The organism is Pseudomonas viridiflava, from assembly GCF_003702045.1.
Classification (GTDB): Bacteria; Pseudomonadota; Gammaproteobacteria; order Pseudomonadales; family Pseudomonadaceae; genus Aquipseudomonas; species Aquipseudomonas viridiflava_C.
The window spans coordinates 839152-860182 of record NZ_RBTP01000012.1 but is presented as its reverse complement, the minus strand read 5'-3'; the positions used below and the strand labels follow the sequence as shown (position 1 = coordinate 860182).

At 59.5% G+C, this 21031-nt stretch carries 13 protein-coding genes; 2 read left to right on the top strand and 11 right to left on the bottom strand.

Going from position 1 to position 21031, the window contains the following annotated elements; all coding sequences use genetic code 11:
• Nucleotides 1-54 precede the first annotated feature (54 nt).
• The 11 genes from ALP40_RS05865 to ALP40_RS05815 form a co-directional block, all read right to left on the bottom strand.
• Nucleotides 55-585, bottom strand: a complete 531-nt coding sequence (locus tag ALP40_RS05865) for an MgtC/SapB family protein (protein ID WP_122207318.1) — start codon at nt 583-585, stop codon at nt 55-57.
• A 59-nt stretch (nt 586-644) separates the two neighbouring features.
• Nucleotides 645-1391 carry an SDR family oxidoreductase gene (locus ALP40_RS05860; RefSeq protein WP_122207316.1) on the bottom strand — a complete coding sequence of 249 codons (747 nt, stop codon included), beginning with the start codon at nt 1389-1391 and terminating at the stop codon, nt 645-647.
• Between the two features lie 143 nt (nt 1392-1534).
• Nucleotides 1535-3013 (bottom strand): efflux transporter outer membrane subunit, encoded by a 1479-nt coding sequence (locus ALP40_RS05855; RefSeq protein WP_122207314.1) that lies wholly within the window; start codon nt 3011-3013, stop codon nt 1535-1537.
• Nucleotides 3010-6117, bottom strand: coding sequence for a multidrug efflux RND transporter permease subunit (locus ALP40_RS05850; protein ID WP_122207312.1), 3108 nt, complete (start codon nt 6115-6117; stop codon nt 3010-3012). Before ALP40_RS05850 ends, ALP40_RS05855 begins: the two co-directional genes overlap by 4 nt.
• On the bottom strand, nt 6114-9224 hold the full coding sequence (locus ALP40_RS05845) for an MdtB/MuxB family multidrug efflux RND transporter permease subunit (RefSeq protein WP_122207310.1): 3111 nt from the start codon (nt 9222-9224) through the stop codon (nt 6114-6116). The genes ALP40_RS05850 and ALP40_RS05845 overlap by 4 nt, the downstream gene beginning before the upstream one ends.
• A complete protein-coding gene (locus ALP40_RS05840; RefSeq protein WP_122207308.1) occupies nt 9221-10537 on the bottom strand; it encodes an MdtA/MuxA family multidrug efflux RND transporter periplasmic adaptor subunit in 1317 nt (438 codons plus the stop codon). Before ALP40_RS05840 ends, ALP40_RS05845 begins: the two co-directional genes overlap by 4 nt.
• 150 nt (nt 10538-10687) lie before the next feature.
• The gene (gene tpx, locus ALP40_RS05835; RefSeq protein ID WP_122207307.1) at nt 10688-11188 is read right to left on the bottom strand and encodes a thiol peroxidase; all 501 of its coding nucleotides are present in this window, start codon (nt 11186-11188) and stop codon (nt 10688-10690) included.
• 94 nt (nt 11189-11282) lie between these two features.
• Nucleotides 11283-12200 (bottom strand): LysR family transcriptional regulator, encoded by a 918-nt coding sequence (locus ALP40_RS05830; RefSeq protein ID WP_122207306.1) that lies wholly within the window; start codon nt 12198-12200, stop codon nt 11283-11285.
• 112 nt (nt 12201-12312) lie between these two features.
• Nucleotides 12313-15993: a translocation/assembly module TamB domain-containing protein gene (locus ALP40_RS05825; RefSeq protein WP_122207305.1), complete on the bottom strand. Its 3681-nt coding sequence runs from the start codon at nt 15991-15993 to the stop codon at nt 12313-12315.
• A 5-nt stretch (nt 15994-15998) separates the two neighbouring features.
• Complete coding sequence (locus tag ALP40_RS05820) at nt 15999-17726, bottom strand: autotransporter assembly complex family protein (RefSeq protein WP_122207304.1); 1728 nt, start codon at nt 17724-17726, stop codon at nt 15999-16001.
• A gap of 57 nt (nt 17727-17783) precedes the next feature.
• On the bottom strand, nt 17784-18455 hold the full coding sequence (locus ALP40_RS05815; RefSeq protein WP_122207303.1) for an N-acetyltransferase: 672 nt from the start codon (nt 18453-18455) through the stop codon (nt 17784-17786).
• Nucleotides 18456-18642: 187 nt separating this feature from the next.
• On the opposite strand from ALP40_RS05815, the gene xthA reads away from it, so the two are divergent.
• Nucleotides 18643-19455, top strand: coding sequence for an exodeoxyribonuclease III (xthA, locus tag ALP40_RS05810; protein ID WP_122207302.1), 813 nt, complete (start codon nt 18643-18645; stop codon nt 19453-19455).
• A 129-nt stretch (nt 19456-19584) separates the two neighbouring features.
• Nucleotides 19585-20931, top strand: coding sequence for a substrate-binding domain-containing protein (locus ALP40_RS05805; protein ID WP_122207301.1), 1347 nt, complete (start codon nt 19585-19587; stop codon nt 20929-20931).
• The last annotated feature ends 100 nt before the right edge of the window (nt 20932-21031 follow it).

Below are 21031 nucleotides of genomic sequence, written 5' to 3'. Positions count from 1 at the left end.
ATCCGCCGGTTCAAGAGCCGCCTCTCGTTGTCTGAACCGGGTTCTCTGTTTGAACTACGGATCTTCTGACCCGTTCCGTTTGGCAGGATTGTCTCGGGGCGGGTCGGCACGCTCTACAACGTGAGGCACCAGGCGAAGAATACCGAGCGCCAGGAAGGTGCTGAGTATCGCCATCATCTCGCGCCCCATGCCAGCCGCCACCCCGATGGCGGCGGTCATCCACAGGCCGGCGGCGGTGGTCAGGCCTTTGACCTGCGCAGCGTTTCTAGCATTGTCTTTAAGAATGGTGCCGGCGCCGAGGAAACCGATGCCAGCGACCAGCCCCTGAATGACCCGGCTGATCGCCGCATCATGGGCCCCGGTCAGATGTGGCGCCAGAACGAACAATGCGGCGCCCATCGCCACCAGCATGTGGGTGCGCACACCCGCCGCCTTGCCTCGGTTCTCGCGCTCGAAACCCAGTATGCCGCCCAGGAGCGCGGCCACCACCAGTCGAACCGTTACGCGTGTCATTTGCGAGGCGTCGACAACGTCCGAGAACTCTGACTGCAGCGTTGCCACGACCTCCTGCCACCATGCGTCCATTGTCGCTCCTTGAAACCGGGATCGACACTGTTGACCACCGGTTATTGGCAGAGTGCCTGTCAGCGGCCTCCGGCCACATCAATGAACGTACCCGTGGCATAAGACGCCTTGTCTGACAGCAGCCAGAGAATGGCTTCGGCCACTTCTTCGGCCGTCCCTCCGCGCCCCATCGGCAACGCACCTTCAAGCTTGCTGACGCGAAACGGATCGCCACTCAGGGCGTGGAAGTCGGTAAAAATGAACCCCGGTCTGACCGCATTGACCCGAATACCTTCCTGAGCGACCTCTTTGGACAGCCCGATCGTGAACGTATCCAGCGCGCCTTTGGACGCTGCATAGTCGACATACTCGCCCGCCGAACCCAGCCGGGAAGCCGCTGACGAGATGTTAACGATACTTCCGCCCTGCCCGCCATGAAGCGGCGACATCCGCAGCAACGCATGCTTGCTGCACAGCATCGGACCCACCACATTGCTCATCATCATCTTGAGCATGCGAAATTCCGACATCTCCTCCACACGACAGGCCTGGGCCACGGTGCCCGCGTTGTTGACCAGGTGGGTAACAGGTCCCAGTTCAGCATCGACCCTGGCATACAGCCGAATGATCTCATCCTCGTTGCTGACATCGGCTTGCACCGTAATCGCCTGAGCACCCAACGCCCTCACCTGCGCGCAGGTCTTTTCGGCTGCCGCATGATCAGACAGGTAGTTGATGCAGATACGATAGCCTTCAGATGCAGCAAGAATCGCCGTGGCAGCGCCGATGCCTCGGGAGCCGCCGGTGATGATGAGGACTTTTTCCATATGAGGTGTCTCGTGTCTCGCAATGACAGAGCGCAGGCGTGTGCCTGACACTGGGCTCGTACCTGAGTGAGCGATGATCCTGCCAGCATTTGAGCGGCGGCGCCATCGCCGTTTTTCAGCTCATTCGCCGCTGCCGCCCGGCCTTACTGCTTATCCTTGAGTACCAACCCCTCTTGGGCATCCCATCCACCGCCCAAGGCCGCGATCAACTGTACGCTGGCGATCAGACGACTTTGCAGAATGTTCAACACCGTACGCTCGTTGCTCAATGCAGTGGCCTGCACATTGACCACATCCAGGTAACCGATGAGCCCGGCTTTGTACTGATTGCTGGTCAGGCGCAGTGAGTCACGGGCCGAGACCAGCGCTTCCTGACGTACCCACGCCTCTTGCTCATAAACGTTGAGCTGGACGAGGTAGTTCTCAACTTCCCGAAAACCGTCCAGCACTGTCTGCCGGTACTGCGCGACGGTCTGGTCGTACGCAGCTTCGGTGCGGTCCACCTCTGCCGAACGGCGCCCGCCGTCAAACAGTGTCAGGGCCAGTTGCGGTCCGACCGACCAGAAGCGGTTCGGCAGGCTGATCCAGTTGGCAAACGTGCTGCTGCTGTAGCCACCGGTCATGCTCAAGGTGAAGTCTGGATAGTAAGCGGCCTTTGCCACACCAATATTGGCGTTAGCCCCCATTACCGAGCGCTCCGCCGCGGCGATGTCCGGGCGGCGCTCAAGCAATTGCGACGGTAATCCGACCGGAATCTGCGGCAGTGCGGGGATGGAGGTTGTCGCTTGCAGGTTGAACTCGGCGGGTGCCATGCCCATCAGCACGGCAATAGCGTTCTCGAATTGAGCGCGTTGCCAGACGAGATCGATCAGGTCAGCCTGGGTGCTTTTCAGCTGGGTTTGCGCCTGCGCGACCGCATCGCGTCCCGAAATACCGGCCCGGTACTGATTCTGGGTCAGCGTCAGCGAGCGTTGATAGGCATCGACAGTCGCTTCCAGCAAGCGCTTTTGCTCGTCGATGACGCGCAGTTGCAGGTAGTTCTGCACCAGCTCCGATTGCAGGCTCAAGCGCATCGCCGCCAGATCGGCGAGGCTTGCCTGGGCGTTGGCAGTATCAGCCTCAAGCCCGCGACGCAAACGCCCCCAGACATCCGCCTCCCAGCTGACGCCCAGCTGTGCGTTATGAGTCTCACGGATACCGGAGTTGAGGTTGGTACTGCCGGAGGTGCTGCTGCCGGTGCCCTGGGCGGAACGGGTCTTGCCGACCGACAGATCAAGGGTTGGGAAAAAGGCGGCCCGGGAGCTGCGAATCAGCGACTGGGCCTGACGGTACTGGGCCTCGTACTGCGCAACGGTCTGGTTGGAGGTGTTGAGCCGCTCCACCAGCGCATTGAGCACAGCATCGTTATAAACCTCCCACCAGGCGCCTCTGGCCCGCGCTTCATCACGGGGCGTGGCCTGCTTCCAGCCCTCGACAGCCTTGAATTGGGCAGGCGCAGCCATTGATGGTCGTTGATAGTCCGGGCCCACCGCGCAAGCACTCAGCAGCGCGATGCAGAGGCCCAGGCCGAGCGGGCGAACCAGCCATCGACGATTGAGTTTGAAAGCCGGGCAATCAGTCATAACGGGGTTTCCAGAGCGGCATCGGTTCGAGTGCCCCGCCACCGGCTGAAGCGGTGACGCAAGCGGTCGAGATAAAGGTAAACCACCGGGGTGGTGTAAAGCGTCAGCACCTGACTGAAGATCAGGCCGCCAATGATGGTGAGGCCCAACGGCCTGCGCATTTCAGCCCCTTCGGCGGTGCTCAGCAGCAGCGGCAAGGCGCCCAGGATAGCCGCCATCGTCGTCATCAGAATCGGACGCAGGCGTTGCAGGCAGGCGCTGCGAATAGATTCCTGAGGCGACATGCCCTGATCGCGCTCCAGGTGCAGCGCCAGGTCAATCATCATGATGGCGTTTTTCTTGACCACCCCGATCAACAGAAATATGCCCAGCAGGGAAATCAGGCTGAATTCACTGCGCAACACATAAATGCTCAACAATGCGCCCACGCCTGCCGATGGCAAGGTCGACAGAATCGTCAACGGATGGATGTAGCTTTCGTAAAGAATGCCCAGCACCAGATACACCGCCAGCAACGCGCCTAGGATCATCCACGGCTGGCTTTTCTGAGTCGCCGCGAATGCGTTCGCCGTGCCAGCCATCTTCGAGATGATATCGGCAGGCAGGCCGATGGCGGCGATGGACCGCTCGATGGCGACGGTGGCCTGATCCAGGCTGGCGCCCTCGGCCAGGTCGAAAGAGATGTTTTCCGACGCGAACTGACCATCATGGGACACACGGTCGTTTTCAAGGCTGCGCTCGTAATGCGCGATGCTGGACAACGGCACTCGCTTGCCGTCGGCAGTGATCACCTGCACCTGCTCCAGGGTAACCGGATCCTGCGCATATTTCGGATTGACCTCCATTACCACCTGATACTGGTTCAGGCTGTCGTAAATGGTAGACACCTGGCGCTGGCTGTACGCATTGTTCAGCACCGCCGTGACCATGTTCATGTCGATACCCAGCCGTTTGGCCGTGTCACGATTGACGATCAGGGTCACCTGCTGCGCCCCTCGCCCTTCCCGTGCATCAATGGCCGTCAGTTGCGGCAATGACTTGAGCGCTGCGACGATTTTCGGGTACCACGCTCGCAGGCTATCGAGGTCGGCGCTCTGCACGATGTACTGGTATTGCGAGCTGGTCTGCTCTCGTCCGCCGCCCAATTGCAGGTCCTGATCAGGAGCGAGAAACAGACGGCCGCCGGGCACCTGCGGGAGCGTCTTGCGAAGCCGCTCGACAACCTTTTCAGCCGACAGTTTGCGCTCACTGATGGGCTTGAGGCGCACGATCATGAACGCGTTATTGGTTCCACCACTACCGCCAATGAAGCCCGCAACGCTCTGGACCGCAGGATCGGCCAGCACGGCGCGCCGGTAAATTTCCATTTTCGGCTGCATCACCTTGAACGACAGGCCGTCATCGCCACGTATGAAGCCCATGAGTTGTCCGGTGTCCTGCTGGGGCAGGAACGTCTTGGGCACCACCACGTACAACGCGACATTGACGACGATGGTGATCAACAAGCTGAACAGCGTAAGCCGTGGATGGCGCAGTACCCAGCCCAGCGTGCGGTCATAGCCTGCAACCATGCGGTCGTTGAGTCGCTCACTCCAGCGCTGGAAGGCATTCTCTCGCTCAGCTTCATGGGGTTTCAACCAGCGGGCGCATAGCATGGGCGTAAGCGTCAGTGAGACAATCAGCGACACGACAATGGCCACCGACAAGGTGATGGAGAACTCGCGAAACAGACTTTCGACCAGCCCTCCCATGAACAGAATCGACACGAACACCGCCACCAGCGAGACGTTCATCGACAGCAACGTGAAACCGACTTCCTTGGCACCGAGAAACGCCGCTTTCATCGGATCAAGACCGTTGTGAATATGGCGGGAGATGTTTTCCAGCACCACAATGGCGTCATCGACCACCAGCCCGGTCGCCAAAATCAACGCCATCAGCGACAAGTTGTTCAAGGAGAAGCCGCACAAGTACATGATGGCGAACGTGCCCACCAGCGACACCGGCACCGCCAGCGTCGGAATCAGCGAGGCGCGAACGCTGCCCAAAAACAGGTACACCACCAGCACCACCAGCACGATCGCAATCAGCAGGGTCATTTCCGCTTCATGCAGCGTTGCCGTGATCACAGGAGATCGGTCCATCGCGATATCAAGCGTGACACTGGCAGGCAGCACGGCCTGCAAGGCTGGCAACTGAGCCTTGATCTGCGCAACGGTTTCAATGATGTTCGCGCCCGCCTGCCGGTTGATCACCAGAAGAACCGCTGCGTTGTCATTGAAGAACCCGCTGTTGTAGCGATTCTCGACCGCATCGGAAACCTTGGCGACATCCTTGAGCCGCAGGGTTGCGCCATCCTGATAGCGGATGATCAGCGGGGCATAATCCTTGGCTTTTTCCAGTTGGTCATTGGCCTGCACCTGCCAGCTATGCTGATCATTTTCCACCGCGCCTTTTGGACGGCGGACATTACTGCCGGTGATCGCCGTGCGTACGTCGTCGAGCGAGACACCGTATTGGGAGAGCAACTGCGGCTCCAGTTCGATGCGCACGGCGGGCAGCGAACTGCCGCCGATCTGCACTTCCCCGACCCCGGTGACCTGAGACAGGCTTTGTGAAAGGATGGTCGAGGCCAGGTCATATAGCTGGCCCTTCTCCAGCACCGTCGACCTCAGCGAAAGCACCATGATCGGCGCCTGGGACGGGTTGACCTTCTTGTAGGTCGGCATGCTGCGCATACCGCTGGGCAACAGGTTGCGAGACGCGTTGATCGCCGCCTGTACTTCACGGGCGGCACCGTTGATGTCGCGATCCAGATCGAACTGCAAGATGATCCGCGTCGAGCCCTGGCTCGAGTTGCTGGACATGGTGTTGACCCCGGCGATGGTCCCCAGCGAGCGTTCCAGCGGCGTCGCTACGCTGGACGCCATGATTTCCGGACTGGCCCCCGGCAGACTCGCCGACACCACGATCACCGGGAAATCCATGTTCGGCAGCGGTGCCACAGGCAGCAGACGGAAACTCACCGCGCCCAGCAGCATGATTGCCAGGCTCAGCAGGACAGTGGCGACCGGGCGACGAATGAAAGGCGCAGACAGGTTCATGCGTCAGCCTGCTCCACTCGGCCCGGGGCACCGGGCTTGCGGCTCCAGCGACGGCCGAGCCGGTCGAAATACAGGTAGATCACCGGCGTGGTGAACAGGGTCAGAATCTGGCTCAGCAGCAGCCCGCCAACCATCACCAGACCCAACGGCTGACGCAGTTCCGCGCCGGAGCCAGTGGCCAGCATCAAGGGAATGGCACCGAACAGCGCCGCCAACGTGGTCATCAGGATCGGACGGAAACGCAGCAAGGCCGCTTCGTAGATCGCCGTCTGCGGATCGACACCCCGATTGCGTTCTGCATCGAGGGCGAAGTCGATCATCATGATGGCGTTCTTCTTGACGATGCCGATCAACAGAATGATGCCGATGATGGCAATCATCCCCAGGTCGTTACCGCTGATGAGTAACGCCAGCAAGGCCCCTACCGCTGCCGAGGGCAGCGTCGAAAGGATGGTGATCGGGTGAATGTAGCTCTCGTACAGCACGCCCAGCACGATGTACATGGTGACCACTGCCGCCAGCACCAACAGCAACGTGCTGGACAACGACGCCTGGAACGCCTGCGCCGCCCCTTGGAACTCGGTCTGGACCCCAATCGGCATGCCGATGTCTTTCTGCACCTGCTCGATGACCTCGACCGCATGGCCCAATGCAATGTTGGGTGCCAGGTTGAACGACATCATTACGGCCGGAAATTGTCCGAGATGGGTGATGGCCAATTGCGCCTGACGCTGTTCAACCCGCGCAAGACTGGACAACTTGACCTGCGCGCCATCGGTGGTTTTCACATGGATCTGTTCCAGCGCTTCAGGTCCCAACACGCTCGCATCAGCCGATTGCAGCACGACACGGTACTGGCTGGCCTGGGTGTAGATGGTCGAAATCTGCCGCTGGCCGAATGCGTCATACAACGCATCGGTGATATTGGCGACACTGACCCCGACACGGCTGGCCGCATCCCGGTCGATCACCAGAAAGACCTGCAACCCCTTGTCCTGCAGATCACTGGCGACGTCGGTCAGCTCAGGACGCCGAGCCAGCGCATCCACCAGCTTGCCGCTCCACAGGCTGAGCAGGTCGGCGTCAGGTGAAGACATGCTGAATTGGTACTGGGTGCGGCTCACCCGGTCCTCGATGGTCAGGTCCTGTACCGGCTGCATGAACAGACGAATACTCGACAGTTTGTCGACTTCAGGCTGCAGGCGCTGAATGATCTGGGCTGCGGTCAGGTCGCGCTCACTGTGGGGCCTGAGGTTGATCAGCAAACGTCCACTGTTCAGTGTGGTGTTGTCGCCGTCCACGCCGATGTAGGACGACAGACTGACCACCGCTGGATCCCTGAGAATGATGTCGGCCAGCGCTTGCTGACGCTCACTCATGGCTTTGAAAGACACCGACTGCGGCGCTTCGGAAATGCCCTGGATAACGCCTGTGTCCTGCACCGGAAAAAAGCCCTTGGGCACAATCATATAAAGCACAACCGTCAACCCCAGGGTGCCGATGGCGACCAGCAGCGTTAGCGGCTGATGTTTCAGCACCCATCGCAAACCGCCGCCGTAGACGTTGACCAGCCAGTCGATCCAGGCGCCGCTGGCACGGTAGAAACGGCTTTGCTCCTCTTCCTTCGGTTCACGCTTGAGCAGACGTGCGCACATCATCGGCGTCAGGGTCAGCGACACCACGAGGGAAATCAGGATCGCAACCGCCAGGGTGATGGCGAACTCCCTGAACAACCGTCCGACGACATCGGCCATGAACAGCAGCGGGATCAGTACGGCAATCAGCGACAGGGTCAGTGAGATCAGGGTGAAGCCGATCTGCCTGGCGCCTTTCAGAGCGGCCTGCAGCGGCGTTTCGCCCTCTTCGATGTGGCGGGAAATGTTCTCCAGCATGACGATGGCATCGTCCACCACGAAACCAGTGGCGATCGTCAACGCCATCAGAGTCAGGTTGTTGATCGAGAAGCCAGCGAGGTACATGACACCGAACGTGCCGATCAACGACAACGGCACGGCAATGGACGGAATGATGGTTGCGCTCAGGCGACGCAAGAACAGGAACGTGACCAGCACCACCAGCACGATCGCGATCAGCAGCTCATGCTGCACGTCAGTGACCGACGCACGGATGGTCTGGGTGCGATCAGTCAGCACGGTCACGTCGAGTCCGGCCGGAAGGTTGTCGGTGATGCCCGGCAGCATCGCCTTGATCCGGTCAACCACGTCGATGACGTTGGCACCCGGTTGACGCTGAATATTCAGCAGCACGGCCTGGCTGCGATTGGCCCAGGCCGCCAGGCGTTCGTTCTCCGCGCCGTCGACAATCTGCGCCACATCCTTCAGGCGCAGCGGCGCGCCGTCCTTGTAAGCCAGAATCAGATTCGCGTATTCCTCGGGCGATTTGAGCTGATCATTGGCATCAAGCATCGACACCCGGGTCGGCCCGTCAAAGTTGCCTTTGGGTTGATTGACGTTCGAGGCGCTGATCAGGGTCCGCACATCGGCGAGGTTCAGGCTGTTGGCAGCCAGCGCCTCGGGGTTGACCTTGATTCGCACCGCCTGACGCTGACCGCCCGCGATACTGACCATGCCGACGCCGCTGATCTGGGAAATCTTCTGCGCCATGCGCGTATCGACCAGATCGTTCAGCTTGGGCAGCAGCATGGTTTTCGAGGTGATGGCCAACGTCAGCACCGGGGTATCCGCCGGGTTGACCTTGTTATAGACCGGCGGCGCAGGCAGGTCGTTGGGCAACAGATTGGTAGCACCGTTGATGGCGGCCTGCACTTCCTGCTCGGCGACGTCCATGTTGATTTCCAGGCTGAAGCGCAACGTAATTACCGAAGCACCGCCCGAACTGGTGGACGCCATCTGGGTCAGTCCCGGCATTTGCCCGAACTGACGCTCCAGCGGAGCCGTCACGGCACTGGTCATGACTTGCGGACTTGCGCCAGGGTACAGCGTCATCACGCGGATGGTCGGGTAGTCCACTTGTGGCAGCGCTGAAACCGGCAGCAAGCCGTAGGCGATCAAACCCGCGAGGACGATCGCCAGCATGCTCAGTGTCGTGGCGACCGGGCGCAGGATGAACAGGCGAGACATATTCATACGCGGGTTTTGTCCGCCTTCAGCACCGACGCCGATTTGTCGGTGCCACTGTTAGGCTTGCCTTGAAGTTTCTGGCCCGGACCTGCCGGTACGTCCTTGCTGTCACTGACGATTTCAACCTCGGCACCGTCTCGCAGGCGGTCAGTGCCTTCGAGCACAACGCGGTCCCCGGCGGCCAGGCCCTCGGTGATGACAGTGAACGTCTCGTTGCTCGGTCCGGTCTTGAGCAGGTTAATCTTGACCTTCTTTTCACCGTCCAGAACGTAAACGAATGTGCCGTTGGTCCCGAACTGGACCGCTGCGGTAGGCACCAGAACGGCCTGGGTGAGCGTGTCGGCACGCAGCCGGACATTGACGAACTGGTTGGGGAACAGCGCCTCGTCGCGGTTCTCGAAACGAGCCTTGAACTTCAAGGTGCCGGTGGCGACGTCGATCTGGTTGTCCAGACTGGCGAGAACGCCCATTGCCTGCATTTTCACATCGCCCCGATCCCAGGCTTCGACGGGGAGCTTGTCGCCTGTTCGATAGCGCGCAATCACGCTGGACAGGTCTTTTTCGGGCAGTGTGAAGTTGACCGAGATCGGCTGGGTCTGGGTGATGACAACCAGCGCAGTCGTGTCATTGGCGGCCACCAGATTACCGACGTCCAGCTGCTTGAGGCCCACGCGTCCATCTATCGGGGCGCGGATGCGGGTAAAGTCCAGGTTGAGCTTTGCCTCGTTCACGGCGGCCTGATTGCTCTTAATAGTGCCCTGGTACTGATTGACCAGCGATTCGGCGGTGTCGAGCGTCTGTTTGGCGATGCTGTCTTCGGCATACAGCCCACGGTAACGCTGAACATCCAACTGAGCGTTCTTGAGCAGTGCCTGATTGGTTGCCAAAGTGCCTTCGGCCTGTTGCAACGCAACCTGGTAACTGCGCGGGTCGATTTCCGCCAGCAGATCACCTGCTTTCACTCTCTGGCCTTCCTGAAAATTAAGTTTGATCAGTTCTCCGGCTACCCGACTGCGCACATTGATGGTGTTGGTGGCAGTAACAGTGCCCAGCGCCTTGTAATAAATCGGAAAGTCACCCAGGGTCACTGGCGCGACGCGTACCGGAACTGCAGCGGCCGAACCGCCGAACCCGGGCCTGGCCATGCCGCTGGATTTGCTGGTATGCGTGCCTTTGCCAGCAGCGTCAGGGCCGGGTGCCGACGCGGAACCCGGCCAGAACCACCAGCACAAGCCGACAATGACCACCAGGACCAACAAACTGATCAACCAGCGACGGGATTTACGGGGGCCAGACGATTGCATGAATAAATCAACCATTACAGGTGAGGGTTTCTTCGGAGGCTGAACAATAAGTACAGACGAGCTGCAAGCAAAGCACCTTTACCAAGCGCTTACTCTTGTTAAACGGTTGAAGCACAAATAAAAACGGCCTGAACGGATTCAGGCCGTTTATAGGTTACAGAATGGTTACTTCAACACCGCCAGAGCGGCGTCATAGTTAGGCTCTTCAGCGATTTCGGAAACCAGTTCGCTGTGCAACACATGGTTGTTCTCATCGAGAACGACGACAGCACGTGCAGTCAGGCCTTTGAGCGGGCCATCGGCGATCGCAACGCCGTAGTTCTGGCTGAAATCAGGGCTGCGGAAAGTGGACAGGTTCTTGACGTTTTCCAGGCCTTCGGAACCACAGAAACGAGCCTGGGCGAACGGCAGATCAGCGGAGATGCACAGCACGACTGCGTTGCTCACATCGTTTGCCTGGGCGTTGAACTTGCGTACCGACGTGGCGCAGGTCGGGGTGTCGACGCTTGGGAAAATGTTCAGGACTTTGCGCTTGCCGGCGAATGTTTCCAGATTCACTTCAGCCAGACCTTCACCCACCAGTGTAAAGGCAGGTGCTGCGCTACCGTTTTTAGGCAGTTCGCCATTGACTTGGACGGGGCCGCCTTTGAGAGTTACTTGAGCCATGAAACGAGGTCCTTTTTCAGTGGAGGTATGTGTGGAACACGGAAGTTAAACACGAAAGTGCATCACGACCTATATCGGATAATTCCGAATTTTCTCATGAAATCAGCCTGTCCTTGACTTCGGGCCGCGCGCACAGCTCCGCCAGCCAATCGACAAAGACCCTGACACGTCGGGATAGCTGGCGATGCGGCGGATACAACGCCATGAGCGGCAATGCGGGGGGACGATAGTCGCGCAAGACTTCGACCAGCGTGCCACTGCGCAACTGGGCAGCGACGTGATAGCGCGGCGCCTGGATGAGGCCGAAACCCGATTCGCAGGCCGCGACGTAACCTTCGGCGCTGTTGACGGCAATCGACCGGACCAGACGCGGTTCGTAGAGCTGTCCGCGTACCATGAACTCCAGTCCGTAGCGCTTGTTGGTTCCGGGTGAGAAATATTCGATTACTTGGTGCTGCGACAGATCGTCAAGATCGAGGGGCGAGCCGTTTTTGTTCAGGTACCCCCTGCTGGCACAGGTGATCTGTGTGAGTTTTTCCAGCGGCCTTGCAACCAGTGCCTCGTCATGCGAGCTGCCAGCGCGCAGAACACAGTCCACACCTTCGCGTATGAGGTCGACCTGACGGTCGCTCATGCCGATCTCCAGTTCGATCTGAGGGTAACGGCGGGTAAATTCAGGCAGCGCCGGCATCACGATCATGCAGCCCAGACTCATCGGCACATCGACACGCAATAGTCCTTTGGGGCCGGTGCTGGCGGATGAGAACGCCGATTCGGCATCGTCGAGGTCGGCCAGCAAGCTGACGCAGCGCTGATAGTAGGCGTTGCCATCGGGGGTAGCACTGACCTGCCGGGTCGTGCGCTGAAGCAGCTGGACGCCCAGGTGGGCTTCCAGTTGCTTGATCAGGACCGTAACCGACGCACGAGGCATTTGCAGGCTTTCAGCGGCTCTGGCGAAACCGCCCAGCTCGACAATGCGGGTGAAGACGCGCATGGCGTTGAATCGATCCATGATTACAGAGAGCCCGTATGCTGATGCAATACACTGAGAAGAAACGTTTTAGCGGGTTATTGCATGCGCTGTCGAGAACAACCTGCTTTCTTACCCGCTTCCAAGATGTATATCAAAAGTCGCGCTTGTAAAAAATGTCCAGCGAGCTGGCAATGCCACTGGCCGCCTCCAGATACACCCGTTTGCTGAGCAGGTAACGCAGCGCGATGGTATTGGCAGGCTCGAAAACGCCCACCCCATAACGCAGGCTCAACTTGTCCGTGATCTTGCCGCTGGCCACCACATTTGTCTTGTCGCCTGTGCCGGTAGTGTCCAGTTCGAAATCCTTGATCCCCAGATCATCGGCCAGCTTGCCCGTGGTCGATGCGCTCCCCGCAACGCCAAGCGCCAGCGCCGCTTGCGCAACCATGTTGTTGTCCTCCCCGGAATTGCCCAGCGGTCTACCCATTACCAGATAAGACAGCGCCTGTTCCTGGCTCATGGCTGGTTCGGAAAACACTTCGGTGGTCGGCTGCTCGGCACTGCCGGTCAGACGGATACCGGCAATCACATCATCGGTCTGGCGAATGGCTTCGATATCCAGATAAGGCTGGTCAACGGGTCCGGCGAACAGGAGCCGAGCCTTGCGAATGGTCAGCCGCTGCCCGTAAGCGCGATAGCGCCCATTGTTGAGGTTCAACTCCCCTCGCGTGTCGAGGTTGTCGCCAATGTGCACACGTCCGACCAGATCAGCCGTCAGGCCAAAGCCATTGAAGCTGAGCTTTTCCTGCCCGACCTCTACATCGATATCCATCGCCACAGCAAGCGGTGACGCACCCTCCTCGGTCTGTTGCCCGACAATGACCGTGTCGCCTGACAGCTTGACGGTCGAAGGTGGGAGTTCGCGCACGGTGATTGTCCCTTTGGGAATCAGCACCTTGCCTGAAACCGCCAGCCGTTCGCCTTTCATGGATATCTTGAGATCAGGCGCAGCCTCGACCTCTGCGTACGGCTCTACATGAATCGGCAGCCGTGAACCTTTCAGGCTCAGGTCTACCAGCAGTGCCTGTCCCCAAGCCACTTGCCCGATCAGAGATCCCTGGCCGACGGCACCGCTTTTCCAGCCGCCGTTCACCTGCACGCTTTCCCCCGCGATCAATGCCTGGACATTCAGGTCCTGCAACTCCATCGGCAGTTCCGGCCCGGACACCTCACCGCCCTGCAGCGTCACGCTGCCGTTGACCAGCGGCGCCAACAAACCGCCGGAAAGACGGCCGCTACCATTCAGCCGACCGTTGAGCTTTTCGACCATTGGCGCAAAGGGACGCGCAATCGACAGATCGAGGCCTGACAGATTGAACTCGCCAGAAAGAGCCTTGTTGCTGGACAGCGGATCGATCTGTGCGGTGAGCAAGAGACGCCCAAGCCTCGCCCCGTCAAAATCGAGACGAGAATCAATTTTTTTAGGGGTCAGGGTGCTGGTCAGTTTGAGGGTCTGGTAAGGGAAATCCAGCCACTGCTCCTTGTCCCGCACACGCAACAGCCCGCCACTCGCATCGACCGTGATCTGGCCACTAGGCCCCGCGGCAGGCACGTCGAGCTGAACGTCAGCATTCAGCGTGCCCTTCCAGGCAAAATCCTTGGGCATCCATTGCGCCAGGCTTGCGACAGGAAAGTTCTTGAGGTGATAACGCAAGCGTGGGTCAGGCATCAGGCGCTGGTCTTCGCCACACAGGCTCGCGGCTCCGGACAGCCAGCAATGGGCACCAAAATTGATTTTACCGTCGGCCAACCGTTCGAGCTTCGCCGGAGCCTGCAACCGCCAGTCCTGACCACCACTCTGAACTTCGCCACTGGCCAGACGACCCCGCCAGTTGCCTTGCTCCAGGTTGCCGTCCAGTGCCAGTGCCAGCTTCAACAACGGACCTTGCAGGTTCAGCTTGAGTTGTTGAGCCTTGATCGTGCCTTGCCCGTCCAGGGTCAATGTTCCAAGGCTCGTGTCCCCTGCCTGGATACCCACGCCCTTGACACTGACCGTTGCACGCTGGGCCTGATCAAGCTTGGCGTTCATGATCAGCGATTGCAGCCGATTATCCTGATAGGCCAGTTGACTGCCCTGCAAGGCGAGCTGCCCTTGGGGTGCCTGAAGCGTTCCTGCGAGGTCCAGCCGACCTTTGGCCTGGCCCTGCAAGCGCGGCCACAGTTGGCCAAGGCGAGGCAGATTGAGGTCCAGTTGCCCTTGCAAACGCTGATTCAGATTGCCATTGCCCTGAACGCGGTTATCACCGAGCCGGACGTTGAGGCTGGCCAGGTTCCACTGCTGTGATCGACCCTCTGCCTTGATCTGCAACAACGCAAGCTGGCCGCGCAGCCGGCCTTTCAGATCCAGGTCAGCGGTCAGATCCAGCTGATCGTTTTTGAGTTGCCCCGTGCTGCGCAGCGGACCGGCCAGCGTACCCGGCAGCTCGGCCACCCAAAACGAGGGGTCGAGCGCGCTCAGGTCCAGCGCGGTATCCCAGCCAATGCCGTCGGCGAATTGCAAGCTCAGGTGACCACTGGCCTTACCCTGCCCGGCCACCACATCCAACTGCGGCAGATAGACGTTTTGCAGATCGCCGCTGAACGGGCTGCCTACGCTAAACGCACCTGCCGGTCCATTAAGGTTGGCGTTGAAATGACCGAGGTATTTGCCATCGGTATACGAGACTTCCCCCTTGAACGCTTGCAGCGCGACCTGGGGCGCTGACGCGACGGGATACAACCGCTGCCAAGGGAAATCCAGCCAATCGACCGTGGCGTCAGCTTTGAAACCCGTTTCCCAGTTCAGCGTGCCGCTGATCAACAAACGCTGCTGTTCACTGGCCGCAAGGTTCAGCGCAGTGATGATGGCTCCCTTCGCATCTGCACGCCCCTGCAAGGCCAATGTCATAGGGCCCATCTCAGCGGGCAGGCTTGCGGTTCCGTCGATTTCATAACCGCTGTCCAGGTTGCCTTCGGCGGTGAGCAGCATTTGATCGAGCTGCACGGTTTCCGGCAAGCCTGCGCTGGGCTTGAAGCCCTCGGAGGTCAGCTTCAACCGCGCGGGCAGGTGCTCCGCCAACGGCTGCAGCTCCCCGCTCAACACACCTGTGAGATAACCACTGCTGTCGGCGTTCAAGCGTAACGATTTGAGCAAGTCGCCCTGGATATCCAGTGCCAGCGTCCAGGGTTTGCCGTCTTGCGGCGGTAATTGCAATTGCCCCTTGAGGGTCAGCGGCCAGTCACCCTCGGGGTTGAGCACTCCATTGAGGTCAAGCACCAGCGCGTCACGCTGAAGATGCGCACTGTCGATTTGCAGGCCTTGAACGGTCCAGTGCGCGGCAAGTTTGAGGTCGCGCAGTTGCTCGACGCCGTCGAGTTGCAAACTGCTCAACTGGACGTCCTTGACCTGGACGGCCAATGGCAATTTAAGATCAGGCAGCGTGATCGGCCCATCACTGGCCGGCTCTGCGCCGGGTGCGAAGTGCAACAGGACCTGTTCTGCGTTCAATCGATCGATGCACAACGTCATTTTAAGCAGGCAGCCCGGCGCCCAGTCGAGCGCCAATGAGCGGACTTCCACGCGATCGTCACCCTGCTGCCACAGCAGACGGTCAGCGCTCCATTGCCCGCCCAGACGCCCCTGGAAGTTCTCCAGTTGCAAGCCAGGTACACGAGCCAGCGACCATCGGCTCCCGCTTTCGGTGGCCAACAACAGCCAGACGCTCAGGACAAGCAGCAGAAACAGTGCGAGCAGGCTCAATCCGGCGATTTTCAGGCCATGCTTGATGTCCATCCTCGTCAAAGCTCCGGCCCCATCGAAAAGTGCAAACGAACACCGCCGTCATCGTCCAGCGCATGAGCAAGATCGAGACGCAGGGGGCCGACCGGTGAAACCCAACGCACACCAAACCCGACGCCGGTTTTCAGGCTGGGCATATCCAGGCTGTTGAACGAGTTGCCCTGATCGATGAAAGTCGCCAGACGCCACTTTTCAGCAATGGAATATTGGTACTCGACGCTGCCAGCCACCATATAGCGCCCCCCGATACGGTCGCCATCCGAGTTGGTCGGCGACAGGTTCTGATAATCGTAACCCCGTACGCTCTGATCGCCGCCGGCAAAGAAGCGCAGCGAAGGGGGTATCGAGGTATAGCCATCGGTGAAGTTGCCACCCAACTGCACGCGACCGAGAAAGCGGTGGTTTTGCGCAACAGTGGTCAACCCTTTGAGCAACACGTTGCCGCGCACCAGGTTGGCGTCGGACAGCATGCCCTCCTTTGCCACCTGGGCATCGAACTGCAGGCGGTAACCGTGATGCGGGTCGATACGGTCATCGCTGCGCAGGTAGGAATAGCTGATGCCGGGCATCAGCAGGGTACTGAGGCCCGAGTCGTCACCGAGTCGATACTCCTCGCGCTGCCATTTAAGCGAAATGACCCGCTCCCAACCGCTGGGCAATTTACTGTGCCACTCGGGGCCGACTGTCAGCAGCTTGCTCAGGCTGTCAGTGCCTGCAATCTCTTCGTATTGGTAACCGCCAGCGAAGCGCAGTTTATCGGTCAAGGGCGGATCGAGCGGCACGTCATACCACAGCCCGATATTTTGCCGGGGAGCCGAAATTTCCGATTCAAAACCGTAACTGTGACCTTGCGGATTGGCCCAGTGACGGGTCCAGTTGGCCCTGCCGCGTGGGCCGACGTCGGTCGAGTAGCCAAGGCCGAGACCCATCGTGCGCGGCTTGCGGGTTTCCAGTTGCACCGTAACCGGGATGACGTCACTCACCGCTGCGGTGGGTGCGGCATCCACGCGCACGCCTTCAAAATACCCGCTCGCCTGCATCGCCTGATTGAGTTCTGCAATCAGTTGCGAATCGTAAGGGGTGTTTTCCTTGAACGGCACCATGCGTTTGAGCAGGTCCTCGTCAAAAGGGGCATCGCCGCTGAACACGACCTTGCCCAGCGAATAACGCGGGCCGCTGTCGTAGACGAGGTCAATATCCGCCACCCCCGCTCGTGGGTCGATGGCGAGACGCTGCTGGCTGAAACGACCGCTGAAGAACCCGTAACGGGATCCCTGGTTCTGAATGAGCCGCTTGGCATCTTCATAGTTGCCATGATTCAGCACCGCCCCGCTCTTGAGGGCATCACTTTTCGGCACCTTGAACGCTTTCATCGAAGCCGCAGGCCCGTTGACCCGGATGACGACGTTGCGCAAGCGAATCGGCTCGCCAGGCAGGATTTTCATGATCAGGCGCGGGTTTTCTCCGTCCTCTATCTCACTGTCGATCTGCGCCTGATAGTAACCAAGCGCTTGCGCGGCCTTTTCCGCCTGTTGCTCCGCCCCCAGGCTGAAGTTGCGCAACGCCTTGGCGTCACGCTCGCCCAAGTCGCCGATATAACCTTCGACATTGGCCTTGAGATCGGGATTGGCAGGCGTTATCCGGACGTCGAGACGCGCGGCGGCGAGTGCCACCGAGCTCAGGGACATCAGAAGCAGGCTGCTGCTAAATATTCTGAAAAACTTCATGGGTGCGATGCTAGCACGACCCGGGGGCGACGCTGAACGCACCAAAACAACGGTCTATCAGACCGTTACATCATGGATTGCCAGTGGAACCTTAGGGTTGGGGTGAAAAAAGACATGCTCTCGGACAGGCCCTACAGCAATCTCACCAATTTCCTCATAACCCTGTCGCTTATAGAACTCCAGATAACGAGGATTTCCCGTATCGAGGACGATGCCTTGAGAATTCTCATCTTCTGCGCACCAATCGTGCAGTGCCTGCAGCAATTGCTCACTAAGCGCCTGGCCGGTTTTCTGCCCCTGAAATTCAGGATCGAGACCGATCAACGGCAGCACATGCACGGTTTCAGACGGCACACAGGCCAGCACCGCGTTGTAGTAGGCCAGATAGCGCTGCGTGCAGCTCAGGCCCGTACCGACCACCATTCTCAAACGCCATGCCCAGCTTTCGGTAATACCCAGACGACGCTGAGGCGGTGCGATCAGTGCCACGCCGACCAGACGATCCTCCATGAACAGGCCCAGTGCTGGCTGGTTCTGTAGAAAGTGCTGCTTGACCAGTTGCCGTATGGTTTCACGAATACGATTTTCGTACCCCGAGCGCTGGTTATTGAACAGGTAGCCAAAGGTCGGGTCTTTGCGATAAGCCTGAAACAGCAGCGAGCGGGTTTCACGGGAATAACCACTGTCGAGCTGGCGGATTTCGCCCACGATGGCAGCAGGTTGGGACATAAAGGGACCTCACATGAACGAAACTGCTTGAAGCAGTACTGGGCAAGCATCGTTTCGAGTGATGGCACGTTGCGACAGTTCAAACAAATTGTCTGACAGGCTTGGGCGAGGCCGCCGGACGGCATGCTGGCCCTGAGCTTGCAGGTCAGCTAGCATCGCGGTTTGTTTTCTCCAGGACTGCCGTTTTATGAAAATCGTCTCGTTCAACATCAATGGTCTGCGCGCTCGGCCTCATCAGTTGGCGGCGCTGATCGAGAAACATCAGCCTGACGTGATCGGCCTTCAGGAAACCAAGGTCTCGGACGAGCAGTTCCCTCAGGCAGAGATCGAAGCCTTGGGGTATCACGTTCATTTTCATGGACAAAAAGGCCACTATGGCGTTGCACTGCTGTCGCGCAACAAGCCGCAGGCCTTGCATAAAGGCTTTGACAGTGATGATGAAGAATCACAGAAGCGTTTCATATGGGGTACCTATGCCGACGCCGACGGCCAGGCGGTGACCATCATGAACGGCTATTTCCCTCAGGGAGAAAGTCGTGACCATCCGACCAAGTTCCCCGCCAAGCAGCGTTTCTATAACGACCTGCAGACGCTGTTGGAAACCCGTTTCACTCCAGATCAGCCGCTGATCGTAATGGGCGATGTGAACATTTCGCCGCAGGATTGCGACATCGGCATCGGTCCCGACAACGCCAAGCGCTGGTTGAAAACGGGCAAGTGCAGCTTTCTGCCGGAAGAGCGCGAATGGATGGAGCGCTTGAAGAACTGGGGGCTGGTGGACAGCTTTCGGCACCTGTATCCAGAGGTCGTTGACCGGTTCAGCTGGTTCGACTATCGCAGCCGCGGCTTTGAGGACGAGCCCAAACGCGGCCTGAGGATTGACTTGATCATGACCTCCAGCGGACTTCAACCTCGAATCAAGGCTGCGGGAGTCGATTACGACCTGCGCGGCATGGAAAAGCCCTCGGACCACGCGCCGATCTGGCTGGAACTGCATTGAACCCCCATTGTTGAGCCACCTGCCCGCAGCCGCGGGCAGGCCACACCTCACGCGACATGAAAACCGTCATTTTTTAGTAACGTCCCTGTCTTATTCTCTCGGCACTTCCATTTATTCAAGGTGCCGCCGATGTTGCGCGCTCTGCTTGCGGCGGTGCTCCTGTCGAGCGCCACCCTGCCCTGCATGGCAGCTTCCCTGCTGCCCGTGCCCGCTGATGATTCACCGGCGCTGCGCATCCAGGGCTCCAACACCATCAACGCAGGGCTGGGGCCAGCGCTTGTCGAGGGTCTGATGCGCCAGCAAGGGCTTCAAGCGGTGCAAACCCTGCCCACCGAGGCCCTCAATGAGCAACGGGTCATCGGCACTGCACCCGGTAGTGGAAAGGTGGTACGGGTGGAGGTTGCCGCGCATGGTTCGGGCACGGGCTTCGACGCGCTTAATGCCGGTGCGGCGGATATGGCCGCCTCCTCACGCCCGATCAAGGCTGGAGAAGTCTCGCAACTGGCACGCCTGGGTGATCTCAGTGGTGCCAATGGCGAGCAGGTCATCGCCATCGATGGTGTTGCGGTGATTCTTCACCCGTCCAACCTGATACGCCAGCTCGATACCCGGCAACTGGCCCGCATTTTCTCGGGCGAGGTCAAGGACTGGAGAGAGGTCGGCGGGGTGTCCGGGGCCATTCATGTGTATGCACGGGACGAAAAATCCGGGACCTGGGAAACCTTCAAGGAATTGGTACTGGCCAAACAAGGCAAGAGCCTGTCCAAGGCCGCGCTGCGGTTCGAGTCCAGCGAACAGTTGTCGGATGAGGTCGCCAAAGACCGCAATGGCATCGGGTTCATCGGTTTGCCTTATGTCCGACATGCCAAAGCCATTGCGATTGTCGACGGTGATTCCAGCCCTATGTTGCCCACCGTCAATCTGATCGCTACCGAGGATTATCCGCTGTCTAGACGCCTGTTCTTCTACGTACCGCCACTGGCTCAACAACCGTGGGCTGAGGCCTTGGTGCAATTCGCCCAGAGTGCGGAAGGTCAGGCCATCGTGGCGCAGAACGGATTTGTGGCACAGACCGTACAGGCGATCAAGGTGCCGACCACAAGCCGGATGCCGGTCGACTATCAGGCACTCACGCGCAAGGCCGAGCGCCTGTCGGTCAACTTTCGCTTCGCCCAAGGCAGTGCGCAGCTGGACAACAAGGCTCGAACGGACCTTAAACGGGTGGTGGACTATTTGAAGGCCAACGACAAGCTCGAGCAGAAAGTCACTCTGGTCGGGTTTGGCGATGCCAAGAGCGATCCTGAGCGAGCGGTGCTGTTATCACGACTGAGGGCAATGGCCGTGCGCCGCGAACTGCAGAAAAGCGGCGTGACGTTCCGGGAGATTCTGGGGCTCGGCGATGAAATGCCTGTGGCTGCCAATGACGTGGATGACGGACGCATCAAGAACCGTCGGGTGGAAGTCTGGGTGGAGTAGCCGCCAGTTGCCCGGCCACTTGTGCTTTACGAATCGCGCCGGCGATGAGTTCGGCACAATCAGTCAGGTGACGCCTTGGCAAACGACACGCCGCCACCTG